Origin of the sequence: Rhizobium sp. UBA1881 (genome assembly GCF_002338015.1) — a bacterium.
Classification (GTDB): Bacteria; Pseudomonadota; Alphaproteobacteria; order Rhizobiales; family Rhizobiaceae; genus Rhizobium.
The window spans coordinates 4,451-22,258 of record NZ_DDHH01000205.1 but is presented as its reverse complement, the minus strand read 5'-3'; the positions used below and the strand labels follow the sequence as shown (position 1 = coordinate 22,258).

The window sequence follows — 17,808 nt, the reverse complement described above, 5'->3', positions numbered from 1 at the left end:
CGGACATCTCCCCCACAAGGGGGGAGATCGACTCGTGGTGAGGTTTTCGCCAAACAATGAGCGTGGAGCGAGCGGTTACGCCCAGCCAATCTCCCCACGTGTGGGGGAGATGCCCGGCAGGGCAGAGGGGGGTATCATCTCCACCGCCCGAAGCCGCCCGAAGCACCAAACCGAAAACGAGAGCCCGCCTTGGCAGTCTACACCGATATCTCCGAAGACGATCTGAAGTGGTTCCTGACGGAATATGACGCCGGCACGCTGTTGTCCTACAAGGGCATCGCCGAGGGCGTCGAAAACAGCAACTTCCTGCTGCATACCTCGAAGGACCCGCTGATCCTGACGCTCTATGAAAAGCGCGTCGAGAAAACCGACCTGCCGTTCTTCCTCGGCCTGATGCAGCATCTTTCCGCCCGCGGCCTGTCCTGCCCGCTGCCGCTGCCGCGCAAGGATGGCGCGCTGCTCGGCCAGCTGTCGGACCGCCCCGCTGCCCTCATCTCCTTCCTCGAAGGCATGTGGCTGCGCAAGCCGGAAGCGAAACATTGCCGCGAGGTCGGCAAGGCGCTCGCCCGCATGCACATCGCCGGCGAAGGTTTTGAGCTCAAGCGTCCCAACGCGCTCTCCGTCGATGGCTGGCAGGTGCTGTGGGACAAGTCTGAAGCGCGCGCCGACGAGGTCGAGAAGGGCCTGCAGGCCGAAATCCGCGGCGAGCTCGACTATCTCTCGACGCATTGGCCGAAGGATCTCCCCTCCGGCGTCATCCACGCCGATCTCTTCCCCGACAACGTCTTCTTCCTGGGCGACGATCTCTCGGGCCTGATCGACTTCTACTTCGCCTGCAACGACCTGCTCGCCTACGACGTCTCGATCATCCTCAACGCCTGGTGCTTCGAAAAGGACGGCGCCTATAACATCACCAAGGGCATGGCGATGCTCGAAGGCTATAACAGCGTGCGGCCGCTGAGCGACGCCGAACTCGCAGCACTTCCGATCCTCTCGCGCGGCTCGGCACTGCGCTTCTTCCTCACCCGCCTCTACGACTGGCTGATGACGCCGGAGGGCGCGATGGTCACGAAGAAGGACCCGCTCGAATACCTGCGCAAGCTGCGCTTCCACCGCCAGATTAGATCCGCCGCCGAATACGGGCTCACACCATGAAGCACGTCGATATCTACACCGACGGCGCCTGCTCTGGAAATCCCGGCCCCGGCGGCTGGGGCGCGGTGCTGCGCTATGGCGAGGTCGAAAAGGAGCTCTGCGGCGGCGAGGCGGAAACGACCAACAACCGCATGGAATTGCTCGCCGCCATCTCGGCGCTGACGGCGCTGAAGAGCGCCTGCGAGGTCGATCTCCACACCGACAGCAAATACGTCATGGACGGCATTTCCAAGTGGATTTTCGGCTGGAAGAAGAACGGCTGGAAGACCGCGGACAAGAAGCCGGTGAAGAACGGCGAACTCTGGCAGGCGCTCGACGCCGCCAACCAGCGCCACAAGGTCAAATGGCACTGGGTCAAGGGCCACGCCGGCCACCCGGAAAACGAACGCGCCGACGAACTGGCGCGCAAGGGCATGGAGCCGTTCAAGAACCGGTAGGGTTGCTCAGCCTTCCCTTCTCCCCAGCGGGGAGAAGGTGGCCCGAAGGGTCGGATGAGGGGGCTCCTGGCTCCAACTTATCCATTAAAATCATTGTCTTATATCCCTCACCCTGCAGCCCCCTCATCTGCCTGCCGGCATCTTCTCCCCTGTGGGGAGAAGGGACTCGTGGCGGCCGCTCACCCCGCAACCGCCAGATACGCCGAAATCGTCCCAATCGACAGCACCGTCGAGGCCAGCACCACGCGCCCGGTCAAATTCGCCTCGCGCCCATAGAACTCCGCCAGCATGAACGGCCCGGTCCCCGTCGGCAGCGCTGCGAGCAGCACGCAGGTATGCACCGCAACCGGCGGCAGCTGCAGCAGCGGCCCGGCGATCACCCATGTCACCAAAGGCTGCGCAACCAGCTTCAGCCCGACGAGTATCCCCGCAGTCGCCGCCCGCTCGGTCGAAGCACCTGCCTTCGATCCGGCCAGAAACAGCCCAAGCGCAATCAGCGCGCAGGGAGAAGCCGCTCCGCCGAGAAGCTTTAGAAACGCATGCACCGGCGCCGGCAGCGCCACGCCAGAGACCATGAACAACGCCCCCAGCACCGGCGCGATCAGCAACGGGTTTTTGGCCAGCGAGAGGAAGGTCTTCCTGGCGATATCGCGCCGCCGCGTCTCCGATTGCAGCCCGCCCTCGATCAAGACGATGGCGACGGCGAAGAGCACGCAGACGGTGACGATCGTCGCGATCAGCGTCGGTGCCATGCCGTTGTCGCCAACGATCGAGAGCACCAGCGGAAAGCCGACGAACCCCGTATTGGCGTAGCTGGCGTTCAGGCTGTCGATCGCCGCATCGGCCAGATGCCGCCCCTTGGCCATCCGCCACCAGAGCGTCGCGCAGAAGATGATGGCACAGCCCGAAGTGAAGGCGAGAATGAAGCCCGCCTGCCAGATCTGCGATAGTTTGGCGTTGGCCATGATGTCGAAGAGCAAGGCGGGCAGGGCCAGATAGACCACCAGCCGGTTCACCTCGCGCGTCGCATTGGGGCCTAGCGCGTCGGTCTTGCGGGCGATCCATCCGGTCAGGATCAGCGCGAAGATGGGGAGCACGATGAGGAGATTGGTCAGCATTGGGAGAAGGAACTCAGGTTGCAAAGACCATTGTCTAGCCCCTGATATCGATATAATCCAATGTCGATATCATCGCTGATCGATACTTCAGAGGTATGGAATGGACACGCGCCACATGCGCTATTTCGTGGCGCTCGCCGAGACGCTGCACTTCGGCCACGCGGCGGCGCGCATGAACATGAGCCAGCCACCCTTCAGCCGCCAGATCGCCGCCATCGAGAAGACGCTGGGCGCCCGCCTCTTCGAGCGCAATTCCCGCAACGTCGCGTTGACGGCGGCGGGAAAGCATTTTCTCGAGGAATGCCGCGCGGTGCTCGCGCATTTCGACACCGCCTGCCGCGATGTGCAGCTGGTCGCATCCGGCGTGAAGGGCGAGCTGAAGCTCGGCTTCATGATGAACGCCGCCTACAGCGTCGTCCCGGCGCTGGTGCGACTGTACTCCGAAAAGCGCCCCGATGTCCGCCTCGTGCTCGAGGAGCGCATACCGACCGATATCGAGGAGATGCTGATCGAAGGCCGCCTCGACGCCGCCGTCACCTTCGGCGGCAGCCCGGCCACGCATCTGCGCACCACGCTTCTCGCCCGCGACCGCCTGCGCCTGATCGTGCCGCGAGACCACCGCCTGGCGAAACTCGACATCGCCGGCCCAACCGACCTCGCCGCCGAACGCCTGATCGCCGCCCCCGCAAGCGTGACGCCGACGCTCCGCGACGCCATCCGCAACTACTGCGCCTCCCCAGGCGTCGTCCCGCATTTCGCGCTCGAACCCCGCCTGCAGCACACCATCATCCGCCTCGTCGGCGAAGGCCTGGGCATCGCACTGATCCCGCAGTCTTTGTGCGCCGATCTGGCCGAAGGGCTGGTCTCGCGGCCGATCATGGATGCGCCTGAGTTCGACATCGTGCTCTGCGCTTCGGCTGCGTCGAGCAATCCGGCGGTGCCGGCGCTGTTTGAGGTGGCGGAGAGGTTGGGTGGGGCGAAGGTGGGGCCGTGATACCGTCGACTACGGTGTAGCGCCACCAGCCGACATCCCGATAACCCGCATTTACGTCGCAGTTACTGTTACGTACTTCTCCGCATCGACGACGGTCGCCTAGAACTTCTCCGATCTAACCTCGGAGCCACCTATGAACCGTCGCGCACCAACCATTGGGCTAACACTCCTCCTCGGCCTGTCGTCTGTCGCCTTCGGGCAATCCGGCCCAACCCCCGTCACCGTCGACAACTTCGTGCGGGCCGAATCCGACACCTATATCGGCGGCCTCGCCAAGCAGGCCGGCGGGCTTGCGAAACTCGTTCATCACCGCGAGCCGGCGCCCATCGAGGATCACTCGATCATTCGGCTCAACCGCGACACTCTCTACAGTTTCGGGATTTTCGATCTAGATGCCGGCCCGGTCACCTTCACGCTGCCCGATCCCGGCTCGCGCTTCATGTCCCTGATGGCCGTGAGCCAGGATCACTATGCGACCACCGTCTACGGCGCCGGCACGCACAGCTTCGATAAGGCCACCGTCGGCACGCGTTACGTGCTGATCGGCACCCGCATTCTCGTTGATCCCAACGACCCAAAGGATATTGAACAGGTCCATTCGCTTCAAGATGGGATCAAGGCCAGCCAGGGCGGGACAGGTACGTTGGAACTGCCGACATACGACGCCGCCAGCCAGAAGAAGGTACACGACGCGCTTCTCGTTCTGGCATCGACACTTTCAAACTTCGACAGAGCGTTTGGGACGAAAGCGGAGGTCGATCCGATCCGTCATTTGATTGGCGCGGCCTATGGATGGGGCGGGAATCCGGACAAGGATGCCCGATACCTTAACGTCGTTCCGGCCAAGAATGACGGCAAAGTGGTCTACAAGCTCACAGTCAAGGACGTGCCGGTCGATGGCTTCTGGTCCATCAGCGTCTACAATGCTGAAGGGTTCTACGAAAAGAACCCATACAACGCCTACGCTCTCAATAGCGTCACCGCGAAGGAGGACAACGGATCGGTCACCGTTCAGTTCGGAGGCTGCGACGGCAAGATCGTCAATTGCCTGCCCGTGATGAAGGACTGGAACTATGTCGTCCGCCTCTACCGGCCACGCGCGGCAATTCTCGACGGCTCCTGGACCTTCCCCGAGCCGACGATCGCCAACTGATCTGCGCCCAGTGCCGTCGCAAACAAGGAGACATGCCATGACCATATACAGTCGCCTCGCGGGTGCGCTGATGTTGCTGCTTGCCGCGCCGGCAATGGCCGAGCAGCCGAAATATTCCGCCGATGTCCCAAGCGACATCACCGCGCCATCCACGGTCGAGACCCGGATCGGCACGCTGAAGTTCTTCGATGGCCTTCCGGACGAGGCAACGGCGCAGAAGGTCTATGATCAGCTCGATTTCTCCCGCGGCATCCAGGCGTTTCTGTCCGGCGTGCCTGCGGCTTCGCTGCATGCCATGTGCAAGGGCCTGAGCGATGCCGGCGTCGCGCCCAACAAGGGGATCGGCATTACCGAAGAGCTGATGGACGCGCGCTCGCTGTTTCTCACGCCCAACGCGACGACAGTCTATAACTTCTTTTGCCTCGACCTGAAGGACGGACCGATGGTCGTCGAGGTGCCGCCAAACGCCCTTGGTCCTGTTGACGACGCCTATTTCCGCTTCGTCACCGACATCGGCCTCACAGGTCCGGATAAGGGCAAGGGCGGCAAATATCTCTTCGTCGCGCCCGATTACAAGGGCGAGTTGCCGAAGGAGGGCTACTTCGTCGTTCGCTCACCCACCTATATCAACTGGGTGCTGTGCCGCGTCTTCGTCGAAAACAACGACGTGGCGGCGGCGGTCAAGGTCGTGAAGGAAAAGGCCCGGATCTACCCCTACGCGTCGGCCGACAACCCGCCGCAGACAGCCTTCGTCAACATGACCGGCAAGAAGATCAACACGATCCATGCCAACGACTTCAGGTTCTACCAGGAGATCGACGAGGTCATCCAGCATGAGCCCGAGGATGCGTTCGACCCCGAGGTTGTCGGCCTCTTCGCTTCGATCGGCATCAAGAAGGGCCAGCCGTTCAATCCCGACGGCCGCATGAAGGCGATCCTCGTCGATGCCGTTGCGGTCGGCAATGCCTCGGCCCGGGCGATCCTGTTTTCCTCACGCGATCCCCGAGTCAAGTTCTATCCCGATCGCCAGTGGGGCAACGGCTTCATCGGCAACAGCTACCAGTTCCTCGACCATGGCGAACGCATGCTCGATGCACGCACGCTCTTCCACTATGCCGCAACCGGCATCACGCCCTCGATGGCCGCCGCCAAGCCCGGCACAGGTTCGGCCTATGCTTTTGCGGTGCGGGACGCGACCGGGGCCTATCTGGATGGCGGCAAGACCTACAAGGTCACCTTGCCGGGTCCCGTGCCCGCCAAGCAATTCTGGTCCTTCACCGTCTATGACGCCCAGACGCGATCCATGCTGGAAACCGATCAACGCACTGCCGGCGTCGACAGCAACGCCAAGGACATGAAGGCCAATAGCGACGGATCCTACACCGTGTGGTTCGGCCCTAAGGCCCCGGCCGGTCACGAGGGCAACTGGGTCGAGACCCGCAAGGGCAAGAGCTGGCAGGTCATCATGCGGCTCTATGGGCCATTGCAGCCATGGTTCGACCAGAGCTGGAAGCCCGGTGACCTGGAACTCGTGAAGTAGGGTGAGGGCTACACGGTAGACCGATGGTCAGTGGATTGGTTTGAAAGCAGCCAACTAGGGCGCCAGCGGTCCCCTCATCCCCGGTGCAACTTTTTGCACCTGAATCCTTCGGGCCACCTTCTCCCCGCGGGGGAGAAGGGAAAAGCGGCATCCTATGTGCCATCTTCCCCTCTCCCCAGCAGGGAGAGGGTAGGGTGAGGGGGCCACACGGCACAACGCCAGCCCACCCCCACATCCATCAGCAACTCAAGCCGCCTTCGCCACATCCCCATGCGGGTCGAGCACGAATTTCGTCGCCGCCCCGTGGTCGAAGCTCTCATAGCCCTGGACGGCCTCTTCGAGCGGGATCACCTTGGCGTTGACGATATCGGCGATCGGCAGGCGGTCGTGGAGGATCGCCTGCATCAGCTGCCGGTTATACTTCAGCACCGGCGTCTGGCCGGTGTGGAAGGATTGCGCCTTGGCCCAGCCGAGGCCGAAGCGCAGCGACAGGTTGCCTGATTTGGCGGCACTGTCGACGGCGCCGGGGTCCTCGGTGACGTAGAGGCCGGGAATGCCGATCGAGCCGGCGGCGCGGGTGATGTCCATCATCTGGTTCAACACGATCGCCGGCTGCTCGCCGCCCGAATGCCCGCGCGCCTCGAAGCCGACGGCGTCGATCGCGCTGTCCACCTCGTTGCTCCCGGTCACCTGCGCGATCATGTCGCCGAGACGGTCGCTCTTCGACAGATCGATCGGCTCGAAACCGACGCGGGCGGCATGTGCCAGGCGATCCTTGTTGAAGTCGCCGATCATCACCACGGCGGCACCCAGGATGCGGGCGGAAGCGGCTGCCGCAAGCCCGACCGGGCCGGCGCCCGCGACATAGACGGTCGAGCCGACGCCGACGCCGGCGCGCACCGCGCCATGGAAGCCCGTCGGCAGGATGTCGGAGAGCATGGTGAGATCGCGGATCTTCTCCATCGCCCGGTCGCGATCCGGAATCTTCAAGAGGTTGAAGTCTGCATAGGGGATGGTGACGTAGCGGGCCTGGCCGCCGATCCAGCCGCCCATGTCGACATAGCCATAGGCGCCGCCGGCGCGCGACGGGTTGACGGTGAGGCACACACCTGTGTCCTGCGACTTGCAGCAGCGGCAGCGGCCGCAGGCGACGTTGAAGGGTACGGAGACGATGTCGCCGACCTCAAGCATCTCGACATCGATGCCCTTTTCGATGATCTGGCCGGTGATTTCATGGCCGAGAACCAGCCCCGGCATCGCCGTGGTGCGGCCGCGCACCATGTGCTGGTCCGATCCGCAGATATTGGTCGAGATCACCTTCAGGATCACGCCATGCTCGATGCGGCGCCCGTCGGGTGCCTCGAGCTTGGGATCGTCGATGTCATGGATTTCGACAACGCCGGGCCGCATGTAGACGACGCCACGGTTCTTGCTCATTTTCATCTCCTCCGTTGAAAATGCTCATCTCCGCGCGGGCTGCTCTCCCTCGCGGTTATCGTCGCAGCTTAGAGGAGAATGTCGCCCACGTCGTCCCGTTTACGACGCTTTGGCCGCCCGAAACGGTCGCTGACGACGAAGTGAGGCGAGGGGAGCGCGCGTTAGGGAGGGCCAATATTTGCATCTTGCCCGCAGCCGCATTCCCACTATGCTTTGCTCACAACAACATGTCGGGAGGCGACCATATGATCCTGCACTCGGTGCTGATGCGGCTGAAATCGGCCATCACGGGCGAAGAGAAGCAGTCCCTGTTTGAACAGATCGTCGCGCTGAAGCAGGTCATTCCGGGTATTCTGGATATCAAATACGGCCCGAACGTCTCGCCCGAGGGCCTGCATGCCGGCTTCGTCGATGGCTTCGCCGTCACCTTCGAAAGCCCGGAAGCGCGCGACGCCTATCTCGTCCATCCCGAGCATGTCGCCGTCGGTGAGCGCATCGTCTCGTCGCTGGATGGCGGCCTCGGCGGCCTGATCGTCTTCGACCTGCAGGTCTGATCCCGCAGGTCGAACGTCTCGGTTTCCGTCGTCAGCTGCCCTTGCGCATGGCGGCGGAGATCTGGTCGACATTGTAGCGGAACATCTTCTCATAGGTGGATGCCGGGCCCTTGGCATCCGACAGCGATTCCACATAGAGCTCGCCGCCGGGCTCAGCTCCCGTTGCCTTGGCGATCTGCTTGACGAGGCGCGGATCGTTGGAGTTTTCGAAGAAGTAGGTCTTCACGTGCTCGGCCTTGATCTGCTCGATCAGCTTGGCCACTTCGGCGGCAGACGCTTCGCTTTCGGTGGAGACGCCGAGCGGCGCGAGAAAGCTCACATGATACTCCCGGCCGAAGTAGCCGAAGGCGTCGTGGCTGGTCAGCACCTTGCGATGGTCCTCGGGGATATCCTTGAACTTCGCCTTGGCGTAGGCGTCCATCTCGTCGAGCTTCTTGGTATAGGCCTCGGCATTGGCCTTGAAAGCCGCCGCATCGACTGGATCGGCCGATGACAAGGCCTTCTCGATGTTGGCGACCCAGACCTTGACGCTGACGGGGCTGTTCCAGACGTGCGGATCGGTCACCGTCTTGCCGTCCTCTTCCATGGTGCGCGTCTTCACACCCTCGGAAACCGTCACCGGCGTGCCCTTGTAGCCCGAAGCCGCGATCAGCCGGTCCATCCAGCCTTCCAGCCCTTCGCCGCTGACGAAGGTGACCTTGGCCGCCTTCAGGTTCTTGGCGTCAGTGGGCGACGGCTCGAATTCATGGGGGTCGCCGTTCGGCCCGACGAGGCTCTTGACCTCGACATGATCGCCGCCAACCTGTTTGACGACGTCGGCCAGCACGGTGAACGAGGCCACGACATGAAGCGTTTCGGCCGAAGCCGGCATGGCCGAGAAGGCCATCAGCGCAGGAAGCGAGGCGGCAAGAAGCAATCTTCCATGGGGCATAGAAGCATCCTTTGGTTAGCCCTTGAGATGGGCGCGGGGGAAGAGACGCCGGGCAAGGCCCGACGGTGCGAAAAAGATGGAAAAGCCGTAGATCGCCGCCGCCGTCATGATGATCGTCGGCCCGGAGGCGAGCTCGAAATGGTAGGAGGCGATCAGCCCGAAATAGCCGGATGCCGCAGCACTGGCCGCCGCTACCAGCATCATCGAGGGCAGGCTGCGCGACCAGAGCTGCGCGATCGCGGCCGGAAGCATCATCAGCCCCACCGCCATCAGCGTGCCGAGCGCCTGGAAGCTGGCGACGAGATTGAGCACGACGAGCAGCAGGAACAGGAAGTGATAGACCGGACCGCGCCCGCCGATCGCCCTCAGGAAACTCGGGTCGAAGCACTCCGCGATCAGCGGCCGGTAGATCGCGGCAAGCACGATCAGCGTCAGCGTCGTGATCGCGCCGATCTGGTAAAGGGCAGGCGGATCGATGGCGAGAATGGTGCCGAACAGCACATGCAGCAGGTCGATATTCGAGCCCCTCAGCGAGACGATCAGCACGCCGAGCGCCAGCGACGCGAGATAGAAGCTGGCAAAGCTCGCATCCTCCTGCAGCACCGTCACCCGGCTGACCGCGCCTGATAAAAGCGCCACTGCGAGCCCCGCCACCAGTCCACCGATCCCCATCGCCGTCAGCGACAGCGATCCGGCGACGAGATAGCCGATCGCCGCACCCGGCAGGATCGCATGGCTCATCGCATCGCCCATCAGGCTCATCCGCCGCAGCATCAGGAACACGCCGATCGGCCCGGAACCGAGCCCGAGGCAAAGGCACGCGACCAGCGCCCGGCGCATGAAACCGTAATCGACGAAGGGCGCGAAGAAGAGATCGTAGATGGTCATGCGGCGGGCGCGCAGGCATCTGCGTCCTCATCCCAGCGCTCGGCCATCGCCCTTGCTTTCAACAGGTTCTCGGCCGACATCGCGGAAGCGGTCGGCCCCCAGTCGATCATCTCGCGGGCGAGCAGCAGCGTCTGCGGGAAATGCGCGCGGATCTGCTCGAAGTCGTGCAGCACCGCCACAATTGTCCGCCCGTCGCCATGCCAGGTCAGGATCATCTCGATCAGGTCCCGAGTGGTGCGGGCGTCGATCGCGGTAAACGGTTCGTCGAGCAGGATCACCTTGGCGTCCTGCAGCAGCAGCCGCGCAAACAGCACCCGCTGCAATTGGCCTGATGACAGCGATCCAATTTGCCGCCGCTCGAATCCCTCCAGCCCGACCGCCGAAATCGCCCCTTGTGCTTTCACCATTTCCGCACCCGACACCCGCGAAAACGCCCCCGCCTGCCGCCATGCGCCAAGCAGCACGGTATCGAGCACCGAGATCGGAAACCGCCTGTTGATATCGGCCGCCTGCGGCAGATAGCCGAAATCGGTGCGCTGCAGCCGATGCTCGACACGTCCCTCGCTCGGCCTGAGCTCACCCATGATCGCCTTCAACAGTGTCGACTTGCCGGCACCGTTCGGCCCGGCAATCGCCGTCAGGCTGCCGGCCGTAATCGCGCCGGAGACATGGTGCACGGCCGGGTGCCGGTTATAGGCGACGGTGAGATTGGAAAGCCGTATCAGGTCGTCGCTCATGGCAGCACCACCGCCCATGCGATGGCGATCCAGAGCAGGGCGGCGACGACGATGGCGCCGATCACGCGGTGGATGGCCGAAGCGCTCATCAGGCCGGCGGCGAGATTATTCAGGAGGGTCATTGCGGGTGCTCAATATGTAATAACATTACGCGAGTAACGTTATAACGATAATTTCGACGATGACGCAAGCGGCCAAGCGCGAAAATATCGGTGACCAGCAGAGGTTTGTGGAGAACAGGAAGTGGAAGGCGGATTGGGAGGAGGACGCCGCCACGCTCTCGGCGTCATCCTCGGGCTCGTCCCGAGGATCTAAGCACGCCGCCCGGAACGCAAGGGCGCAGCGAAAGCGGAAGGGCGCCAAGCGCCGTAACCCGCCACGGAAGCCAGCGCATCAGCCTGGCCAGCCCAGGGCGAAGCCGACACGCGGCTCCACCCCGCAAACCTCACATCAAAGCTGCTCGATCATCGTCGCAGCGCTCGAAACCGTCGCCTGACCCGGATTGTCCTCGACGTTGAGCGACTTCACGACACCGTCTTCGACCAGCATCGAGTAGCGCTTGGAGCGCACGCCGAGGCCGCCGGCGGAGAGGTCGGCGTCGAGGCCGATGGCCTTGGTGAAGGAGGCGTCCCAGTCGGGGAGGAAGTGGATCTTGCCCATGCCGCCGGAGGACTGCGCCCAGGCGCCCATCACGTGCCAGTCGTTGACGGCGATGACCGCAATGTCGTCGACGCCCTTGCCGAGAATGGTGTCGCGGTTTTCGAGATAGCCGGGCAGGTGGTTGAGCGAGCAGGTCGGCGTGAAGGCGCCGGGGACGGCGAAGAGCACCACGCGCTTGCCTTTGAACAGCGCCTCGGTCGTCGTCTCGACCGGGCCGTCAGCCGTCTTTTCCTTAAAGGTCGCCGAAGGCAGCGTGTCGCCGATTGCAATGGTCATGACTATCTCCTGGTTATGTTTGTGAGGCGCCGTGGGGGCGCAGACGTGAGATCAGGGCAGGTGTGAATGATAGGATCGGCCTATTTGAAAGCAAGCGGGCTTTCGATGGCGCGGGCGCCGTCGATCACAAGCGCACTCCAGCTCTTGCCCGATATGTCGTAATTCTTCGGCAGCTTGCCGATCGCAACTGTCGTCGTCAGCGACGTCCCATCGCGCTTGCTCATCAGCTGCTTGGTAAACACATAGCCGCTCGGGCCGGCAATGACGACGTCGGGCGTCGTGTCGCCGATGTCGGGGAGCGTGATATTGAGCGTCAGCTCCTTCTGGTCGGCCGACAGCGTGTGCTTGGTCACCTTGAACTTGGAGGAGGGCGCCTCCGGCAGCCGCGCGTCGGCGGCATCCAGGATGGCCTTCTCTTCCGGCTGCGATTGCCCCGCGGACGAAAGCGCGAGCGTGAAGTCGGCCTGGAAGGGCACGCAGATATCCTTGCAGATGCCGATGAAAGCCTGGGCTCTGATCTCCGTTGCGTCGCGCTTTGCCGACAGGGTCAGCGGCAGCGTCACCGGCGCGTCGTAGCCGATGTCGTCGAGCCTGTCGTCCTTGATGTGCTTCGGGATCGGGTAGCCGATCTTATCGAGCGTCACCCCCGTCTCGGGCGCGATCATGATCTGCGGCGGGATGCCGCTGTTGCCCGGCTCGCGCCAATAGGTGATCCATCCGGCATTGGGTTCGATCTGCAGCCCGGCGCGGATCTTGCCGTGTTCATCGGGTGAAAGCGCCACCAGCCGCATCCGCCCGCCGGCATTGTCGACCCAGGCGCTGGTCCCGGCGTTCACCGAGGACAGGGTCGGCAGGGACAGGCCAGCGGCCGTGGCGATGATCAGGACGAGGCGTCGTGTGTATGGGGCAAAGGTCATGTGGCAATGGTTATTCAAATCCGCTGCCCTTCGCCAGCAGCCGCATCCGATTTAATTTTCATTTTCAGTTGATTGAAACAGGACATTGGCCCATGTTTCTCTTGTCGGCGCCTCGAGCGGTCTGGCATCAGGAGGTATCATGTCCCTGTCGACCCTGAAAAACAGACGTGAACGCGGCTTCTTCGACGGCCAGTTCCTGATCGCCATGCCCGGCGTATCGGACAGCAATTTCGCCCGCACGGTCATCTATGTCTGCGCCCATTCCGACGCCGGCGCCATGGGTTTCATCATCAATCGCTCTCAGGAGCTTTCGTTCACCGACGTGCTCATGCATCTCGACATGATCAAGAGCGACGAGGCGATCCTCATGCCGCCGCCATCTGGCGATCTGTCGATCCAGACGGGCGGGCCGGTAGAAAGCGGCCGTGGCTTCGTTCTGCATTCCGACGATTATCTCTGCGATTCCAGCATTCCTGTTAGCGACGATATCTGCATGACGGCGACGCTCGACATCATCCGCGCCATTGCCAAGGGCGAGGGGCCGAAGCGCGCCACCATGCTGCTCGGCTATGCCGGCTGGGGCGCCGGCCAGCTTGAAGCCGAGATCGCCAGCAATGGCTGGCTGAATTGCCCGGCCAACGACGCCCTCATTTTCGATCCCAATCTCGACGATAAATACGAGCGCGCGCTGGCCGGCATGGGCATTTCGGCGGCCATGCTCTCCACCGAAGCCGGCCACGCCTGAAGCTGAAAAAATTCGCGGAACGAATAGCTGCGAACCACGTTCTCTTTTCGCACCGGGCACGAGGCCCGTTCCAAAAGGAGAAATCAGATGGGTAGCACCAGCGACAAGATTTCCGGCAAGGCCAACGAAATCGCCGGCAAGGCGAAGCAGGCGGTCGGCAAGGCGACCGGCGACAATTCGACCCGCGCCAAGGGCGCCGTCCAGGAAGCAAAGGGCAAGGCGCAGACCGCCAAGGGCAATGCCAAAGACAAGCTGAAGGATGTCGTCGACCGCATGTGATCGAAAGCATCACCGCAATGGCCCGTCGCGCATCCGCGCTGCGGGTCGTTTTGTATCAACTCCACGCTATGGGGCGTTCCATGCGGCTTTTCGCCTGCGATAACTGCGATCAGGTCGTGCACTTCGACAACCGGCAATGCGTCCGCTGCAACCATCGCCTCGGCTTCCTGCCCGATGATCTCTCGATGCGCGCGCTTGAGCCGCGCGACGAGACGCTGTGGCAGCTGACATCGGACCCGCAGCGCGCCGTGCGTTTCTGCGCCAATGCCGGTCTCGACATCTGCAACTGGCTGGTCAATGCGGATGACGAAAATCCCTTCTGCATCGCCTGCCGCTACAATCGCCTGGTGCCGAACACCCATACGCAGGAAGGGATCGATCGCTGGCGCCGCATCAGCCAGGCGCAGCGCCATCTCTTCTACTCGCTGCTGCGCTGGCGCCTGCCGCCGCCTGACCGTATCGAGGATCCGCAAGGCGGTCTGGTATTTGATTTTCTCGAGGATGAGGTACAGGTCGACGGCAACGTTATCCCGGCCATGACCGGCCACGACGAAGGTGTCATCGCCATCCGCGCAGCCGAGGCAGACGACATCACCCGCGAACTCGCCCGTGCCTCGATGAACGAACCCTATAGAACGCTTCTCGGCCATTTCCGCCATGAGATCGGGCACTTCGTCTGGAACCGCCTGGTCCGCGACCGCGACGCCTTCGATGGCTTCCGCGCCGTCTTCGGCGATGAGCGCCAGGATTATGGCCAGGCGCTGCAGAACCATTATCAGAACGGCGCGCCTCTCGGCTGGCAGCAGAGCTTCATCAGCGCTTATGCGGCGGCCCACCCCTGGGAGGATTTCGCCGAGTGCTTCGCGCACTATCTGCACATCGTCGATACGCTGGAGACCGCGCGCGGCTTCGGCATCGCGATCGATCCGCGCGGTCATGAGGAAATGGCGTCCGAGGTGGATTTCAACCCTTATCGGGCGGCAAGCGCCGAGCAACTGGTCAGCGCCTGGGTGCCGCTATCGGTGGCGATCAACGCCATCCAGCGCAGCATGGGCCAGCCGGATTCCTACCCCTTCGTGCTGTCGAACGCTGTCGTCGAAAAGCTCGAATATCTGCACCGGCTGATCCAGGATCGCGTCGCCGAGCCACGGCAAGTCGCGGCCTGAACTTCAGCGGCCTGAGAGACCTCAGGCGCGCTTGGTCAGCGGAAAGCGTTCCTTGAGCAGCCGCAACACCGATTCCGACGCCATCGGCGGGCCGAAGAGATAGCTCTGGCCGTAGGTGCAGCCCATCTTCGCCAGCTCGATCGCGTCCTCGTTGGACTCGATACCCTCGGCCACGACCTTCATCTCGAGCTCGCGTGCCATGGAGATGACCGAACGCAGCACGGTCGACTTCCGGTCGCTGGTGTCGCAGACCAGGGTCTTGTCGAGCTTGATCGTGTCGAACGGGAAGCGGGTGAGGTACGAGAGCGAGGAATAGCCGGTGCCGAAATCGTCGAGCGCCAGCCCAAGCCCGATCTCGCGGAGCTTGCCCAGCACCAGGCGCGCCTGTTCCGGGTTTTCCATGACCATCGTCTCGGTCAGCTCCAGCTTCAGCCGGTTCGGATCGCAATGCGTCTTGGCCAGAACCGAGCGCACGTCGTCGTAGAGCTCGTTGTTCAGGAGCTGGGCGCTGGAGAGATTGATCGACACGAAGATCGGCAGCTCGCCGGTCTGGCTCTCCCAGGCCATCAGGTCATTGGTCGCCTGTTCGAGCGCGAAGACGCCGAGCATGTTGATGATATCGGAAGCCTCGGCGATCGGGATGAATTCCGATGGCGGGATGTTGCCGCGCTTCGGATGCTCCCAGCGCATCAGCGCCTCGAAACCGGCGATCTCGACATCCTCCAGGCCGGCGATCGGCTGGTAGACCATCGACAGCTCCTTGCGCTCCAGCGCACGGCGAAGATCCGATTCAAGCTGCAGCCGGTCGGCGCCGAAGTCGCGGAAGGCAGGCTGGAACGGCTCGACGCGATTGCCGCCGGCGCGTTTCGCCCGGTACATGGCAAGCTCGGAATCGCTCAGCATCCCCGTTGCGTTTTCCTGCTGGTCGACGAAGGAGGCAAGCCCGATCGACGCCGTCAGGATGATCTCGCGGTTGGCGAAGTTGATCGGCACCATGATCGCCTTGCTGATCGCGTCGGCGAAGTCGGCTATCTTGGCGGGGTCGCGTTCGGAAACGAGGATAAGGCCGAACTGGTCGCCGGAGAGACGCGCCAGCGTGTCCTGCGGCTTCAAAAGCCGGCGAAGACGCCGCGTCAGCGCGATCAGGATGTTGTCGCCGGCGGCCACGCCAAGCGCGTCGTTGACCAGCTTGTAGCGATCGATATCGATCACCATCACCGTCGGCCTCAGCGTATCGCCACCCGGCGCCAGCGCCAGCACGCCCTGCAGGCGGTCGAGGAACAGCTGGCGGTTGGGAAGGCCCGTCAGGTTGTCGTGCAGCGCGTCCTGCAGCAGCCGGTCGATCGAGTTCTTCTGCTCGGTCACGTCGATGACGGTGCCGACGCAGCGGATCACTTCGCCGTTGGAATCAAGCACCGGCCGGGCGCGGATCAGCAGCCAGTGGAAATGCCCGTCCTCGGCGCGGATGCGGAACTCGTGGTTCAGCCGGCCGCGGCGATGTTCGAGCAGCACGTCGAGCGTGGCGCGGAAACGGTCGCGATCGTCAGGATGCAGGCGCGGCAGCCAGTTGCGGGCAGCGCCATGCATCGTGCCGGGCGAAAGGCCGAGCTTGACGGAGACATCGGGGATAGTGACGACGCGGTCGCGCGCCACGTCCCAGTCCCACACCATGTCGCCGGAGCCGGTCAGCGCCAGCGATTGCCGTTCGAGATCGGAGAAGAGCCCCTGCTGGAACGTGCCGCCGGCAAAGGCGTGCTGCATGACGGTGAACCCGATCAGGAGCACGATCAGCACCAGGCCACCGCCGAGCGCCGGCTGGATGATGTCGTTGTCGAGCTGGCCGGTGATCGTCAGCCAGCCGCCGAACAGCCACACCAGGATCAGCGCCCAGGCGGGCACGAGCAGGATGGCGCGGTCGTAGCGGTTGAGACCGAGATAGATGATCAGCAGCAAGCCCAGCGTCGCGGTGAGCGCGAAGGAGAGGCGGGCGATACCGGCGGCGATGGCGGGGTCGTAGATCGCCACGCCGAAGAGCAGCGCCAGACCCAGCACCCAGGCCAGCGTCACGTAGCCGAGATGCGTGTGCCAGCGGTTCAGGTTGAGATAGGTGAACAAGAAGATGACGAAACTCGATGCCAGCGCCACTTCCGCGCAGGCGCGCCATATTCGCTGGTCCGCCGAAGCGATGCTGACGAGCTTGCCGAGAAAGCCGAAATCGACGCAGATATAGCCGAGCACCGCCCAGGCGAGTGCGGCCGTCGCCGGCAGCATCGAGGTGCCCTTGACGACGAAAAGGATGGTGAGAAACACCGCCAGCAGGCCGGCGATCCCGAGCACGATGCCGCGATAGAGCGTGAACGCGTTGATCGTGTCCTTGTAGGCGTCGGGTTCCCACAGATAGATCTGCGGCAGTTCCGGCGTCGAAAGCTCGGCGACGAAGGTGATGACGGAGCCCGGGTTGAGCGTGATGCGGAAGACGTCGGAATCGTCGCTCGGCTGCCGGTCGAGCGCGAAGCCTTCGCTCGGCGTGATGGCGATGATGCGCTGCGACCCGAGGTCGGGCCAGAACAGCTTGGAGTTCACCAGACGGAAATGCGGTGCGACGATGACGCGCTCCAGCTGCTCGTCGGAAACGTTGGCAAGCGCGAAGACCGCCCAGTCGCCCTGGTGGTTGCCGGAGCTCGAGCGCACCTCGATGCGCCGGCGAATGCCGTCGGCGCCGGCCGCGGTCGAAACCTGGAAGGCCTCGCCCTGGTTGGCGTAGATCAGCTCCGGCCAGGAGAGCGGCGCGCGGGCCAGGATGCCGAGCCAGCCGAAGGGA

Annotated in this window: 18 protein-coding genes; 9 read left to right on the top strand and 9 right to left on the bottom strand. The window is 63.4% G+C overall.

Annotation, left to right across the window (positions count from 1 at the left end; genetic code table 11):
• Nucleotides 1–189: 189 nt before the first annotated feature.
• On the top strand, nt 190–1,155 hold the full coding sequence (locus tag B3605_RS25145; RefSeq protein WP_112945790.1) for a homoserine kinase: 966 nt from the start codon (nt 190–192) through the stop codon (nt 1,153–1,155).
• Nucleotides 1,152–1,592, top strand: coding sequence for a ribonuclease HI (gene rnhA / locus B3605_RS25140; protein WP_112945789.1), 441 nt, complete (start codon nt 1,152–1,154; stop codon nt 1,590–1,592). The genes B3605_RS25145 and rnhA overlap by 4 nt, the downstream gene beginning before the upstream one ends.
• Before the next feature lie 179 nt (nt 1,593–1,771).
• Here the strand turns inward: rnhA and B3605_RS25135 are convergent, their stop codons facing one another.
• Complete coding sequence (locus B3605_RS25135; protein WP_112945788.1) at nt 1,772–2,710, bottom strand: AEC family transporter; 939 nt, start codon at nt 2,708–2,710, stop codon at nt 1,772–1,774.
• Nucleotides 2,711–2,810: 100 nt separating this feature from the next.
• On the opposite strand from B3605_RS25135, the gene B3605_RS25130 reads away from it, so the two are divergent.
• The 3 genes from B3605_RS25130 to B3605_RS25120 all read left to right on the top strand — a co-directional run bounded on the left by B3605_RS25130 (nt 2,811) and on the right by B3605_RS25120 (nt 6,397).
• The gene (locus tag B3605_RS25130) at nt 2,811–3,704 is read left to right on the top strand and encodes a LysR family transcriptional regulator (RefSeq protein WP_112945787.1); all 894 of its coding nucleotides are present in this window, start codon (nt 2,811–2,813) and stop codon (nt 3,702–3,704) included.
• A 133-nt stretch (nt 3,705–3,837) separates the two neighbouring features.
• Complete coding sequence (locus B3605_RS25125) at nt 3,838–4,857, top strand: DUF1254 domain-containing protein (protein ID WP_112945786.1); 1,020 nt, start codon at nt 3,838–3,840, stop codon at nt 4,855–4,857.
• Between the two features lie 37 nt (nt 4,858–4,894).
• Nucleotides 4,895–6,397 (top strand): DUF1254 domain-containing protein, encoded by a 1,503-nt coding sequence (locus B3605_RS25120; RefSeq protein ID WP_296436822.1) that lies wholly within the window; start codon nt 4,895–4,897, stop codon nt 6,395–6,397.
• Between the two features lie 246 nt (nt 6,398–6,643).
• On the opposite strand, the gene fdhA is transcribed toward B3605_RS25120, so the two are convergent.
• Nucleotides 6,644–7,834: a formaldehyde dehydrogenase, glutathione-independent gene (gene fdhA / locus B3605_RS25115; RefSeq protein ID WP_037180889.1), complete on the bottom strand. Its 1,191-nt coding sequence runs from the start codon at nt 7,832–7,834 to the stop codon at nt 6,644–6,646.
• Between the two features lie 245 nt (nt 7,835–8,079).
• Between fdhA and B3605_RS25110 the strand changes: the two genes are divergently transcribed.
• Nucleotides 8,080–8,388: a Dabb family protein gene (locus B3605_RS25110; RefSeq protein ID WP_026283108.1), complete on the top strand. Its 309-nt coding sequence runs from the start codon at nt 8,080–8,082 to the stop codon at nt 8,386–8,388.
• 31 nt (nt 8,389–8,419) lie between these two features.
• Here the strand turns inward: B3605_RS25110 and B3605_RS25105 are convergent, their stop codons facing one another.
• The 6 genes from B3605_RS25105 to B3605_RS25080 all read right to left on the bottom strand — a co-directional run bounded on the left by B3605_RS25105 (nt 8,420) and on the right by B3605_RS25080 (nt 12,797).
• On the bottom strand, nt 8,420–9,319 hold the full coding sequence (locus B3605_RS25105; RefSeq protein ID WP_112945784.1) for a metal ABC transporter solute-binding protein, Zn/Mn family: 900 nt from the start codon (nt 9,317–9,319) through the stop codon (nt 8,420–8,422).
• 15 nt (nt 9,320–9,334) lie between these two features.
• On the bottom strand, nt 9,335–10,207 hold the full coding sequence (locus B3605_RS25100; RefSeq protein ID WP_112945783.1) for a metal ABC transporter permease: 873 nt from the start codon (nt 10,205–10,207) through the stop codon (nt 9,335–9,337).
• Nucleotides 10,204–10,944, bottom strand: coding sequence for a metal ABC transporter ATP-binding protein (locus tag B3605_RS25095; RefSeq protein WP_112945782.1), 741 nt, complete (start codon nt 10,942–10,944; stop codon nt 10,204–10,206). Before B3605_RS25095 ends, B3605_RS25100 begins: the two co-directional genes overlap by 4 nt.
• The gene (locus B3605_RS25090) at nt 10,941–11,066 is read right to left on the bottom strand and encodes a hypothetical protein (protein ID WP_296436821.1); all 126 of its coding nucleotides are present in this window, start codon (nt 11,064–11,066) and stop codon (nt 10,941–10,943) included. The genes B3605_RS25095 and B3605_RS25090 overlap by 4 nt, the downstream gene beginning before the upstream one ends.
• A gap of 328 nt (nt 11,067–11,394) precedes the next feature.
• Complete coding sequence (locus B3605_RS25085; RefSeq protein WP_112945780.1) at nt 11,395–11,880, bottom strand: peroxiredoxin; 486 nt, start codon at nt 11,878–11,880, stop codon at nt 11,395–11,397.
• Between the two features lie 80 nt (nt 11,881–11,960).
• Nucleotides 11,961–12,797: a protein-disulfide reductase DsbD domain-containing protein gene (locus tag B3605_RS25080; protein ID WP_112945779.1), complete on the bottom strand. Its 837-nt coding sequence runs from the start codon at nt 12,795–12,797 to the stop codon at nt 11,961–11,963.
• A 139-nt stretch (nt 12,798–12,936) separates the two neighbouring features.
• Between B3605_RS25080 and B3605_RS25075 the strand changes: the two genes are divergently transcribed.
• The 3 genes from B3605_RS25075 to B3605_RS25065 all read left to right on the top strand — a co-directional run bounded on the left by B3605_RS25075 (nt 12,937) and on the right by B3605_RS25065 (nt 14,987).
• Complete coding sequence (locus B3605_RS25075) at nt 12,937–13,542, top strand: YqgE/AlgH family protein (RefSeq protein WP_018899063.1); 606 nt, start codon at nt 12,937–12,939, stop codon at nt 13,540–13,542.
• Nucleotides 13,543–13,629: 87 nt separating this feature from the next.
• Nucleotides 13,630–13,821: a CsbD family protein gene (locus B3605_RS25070; protein ID WP_018899062.1), complete on the top strand. Its 192-nt coding sequence runs from the start codon at nt 13,630–13,632 to the stop codon at nt 13,819–13,821.
• A gap of 80 nt (nt 13,822–13,901) precedes the next feature.
• Nucleotides 13,902–14,987, top strand: coding sequence for a zinc-binding metallopeptidase family protein (locus tag B3605_RS25065; RefSeq protein WP_112945822.1), 1,086 nt, complete (start codon nt 13,902–13,904; stop codon nt 14,985–14,987).
• Between the two features lie 21 nt (nt 14,988–15,008).
• On the opposite strand, the gene B3605_RS25060 is transcribed toward B3605_RS25065, so the two are convergent.
• A partial coding sequence (locus tag B3605_RS25060; protein ID WP_296436820.1) for an EAL domain-containing protein occupies nt 15,009–17,808 on the bottom strand: 2,800 nt, incomplete at its 5' end.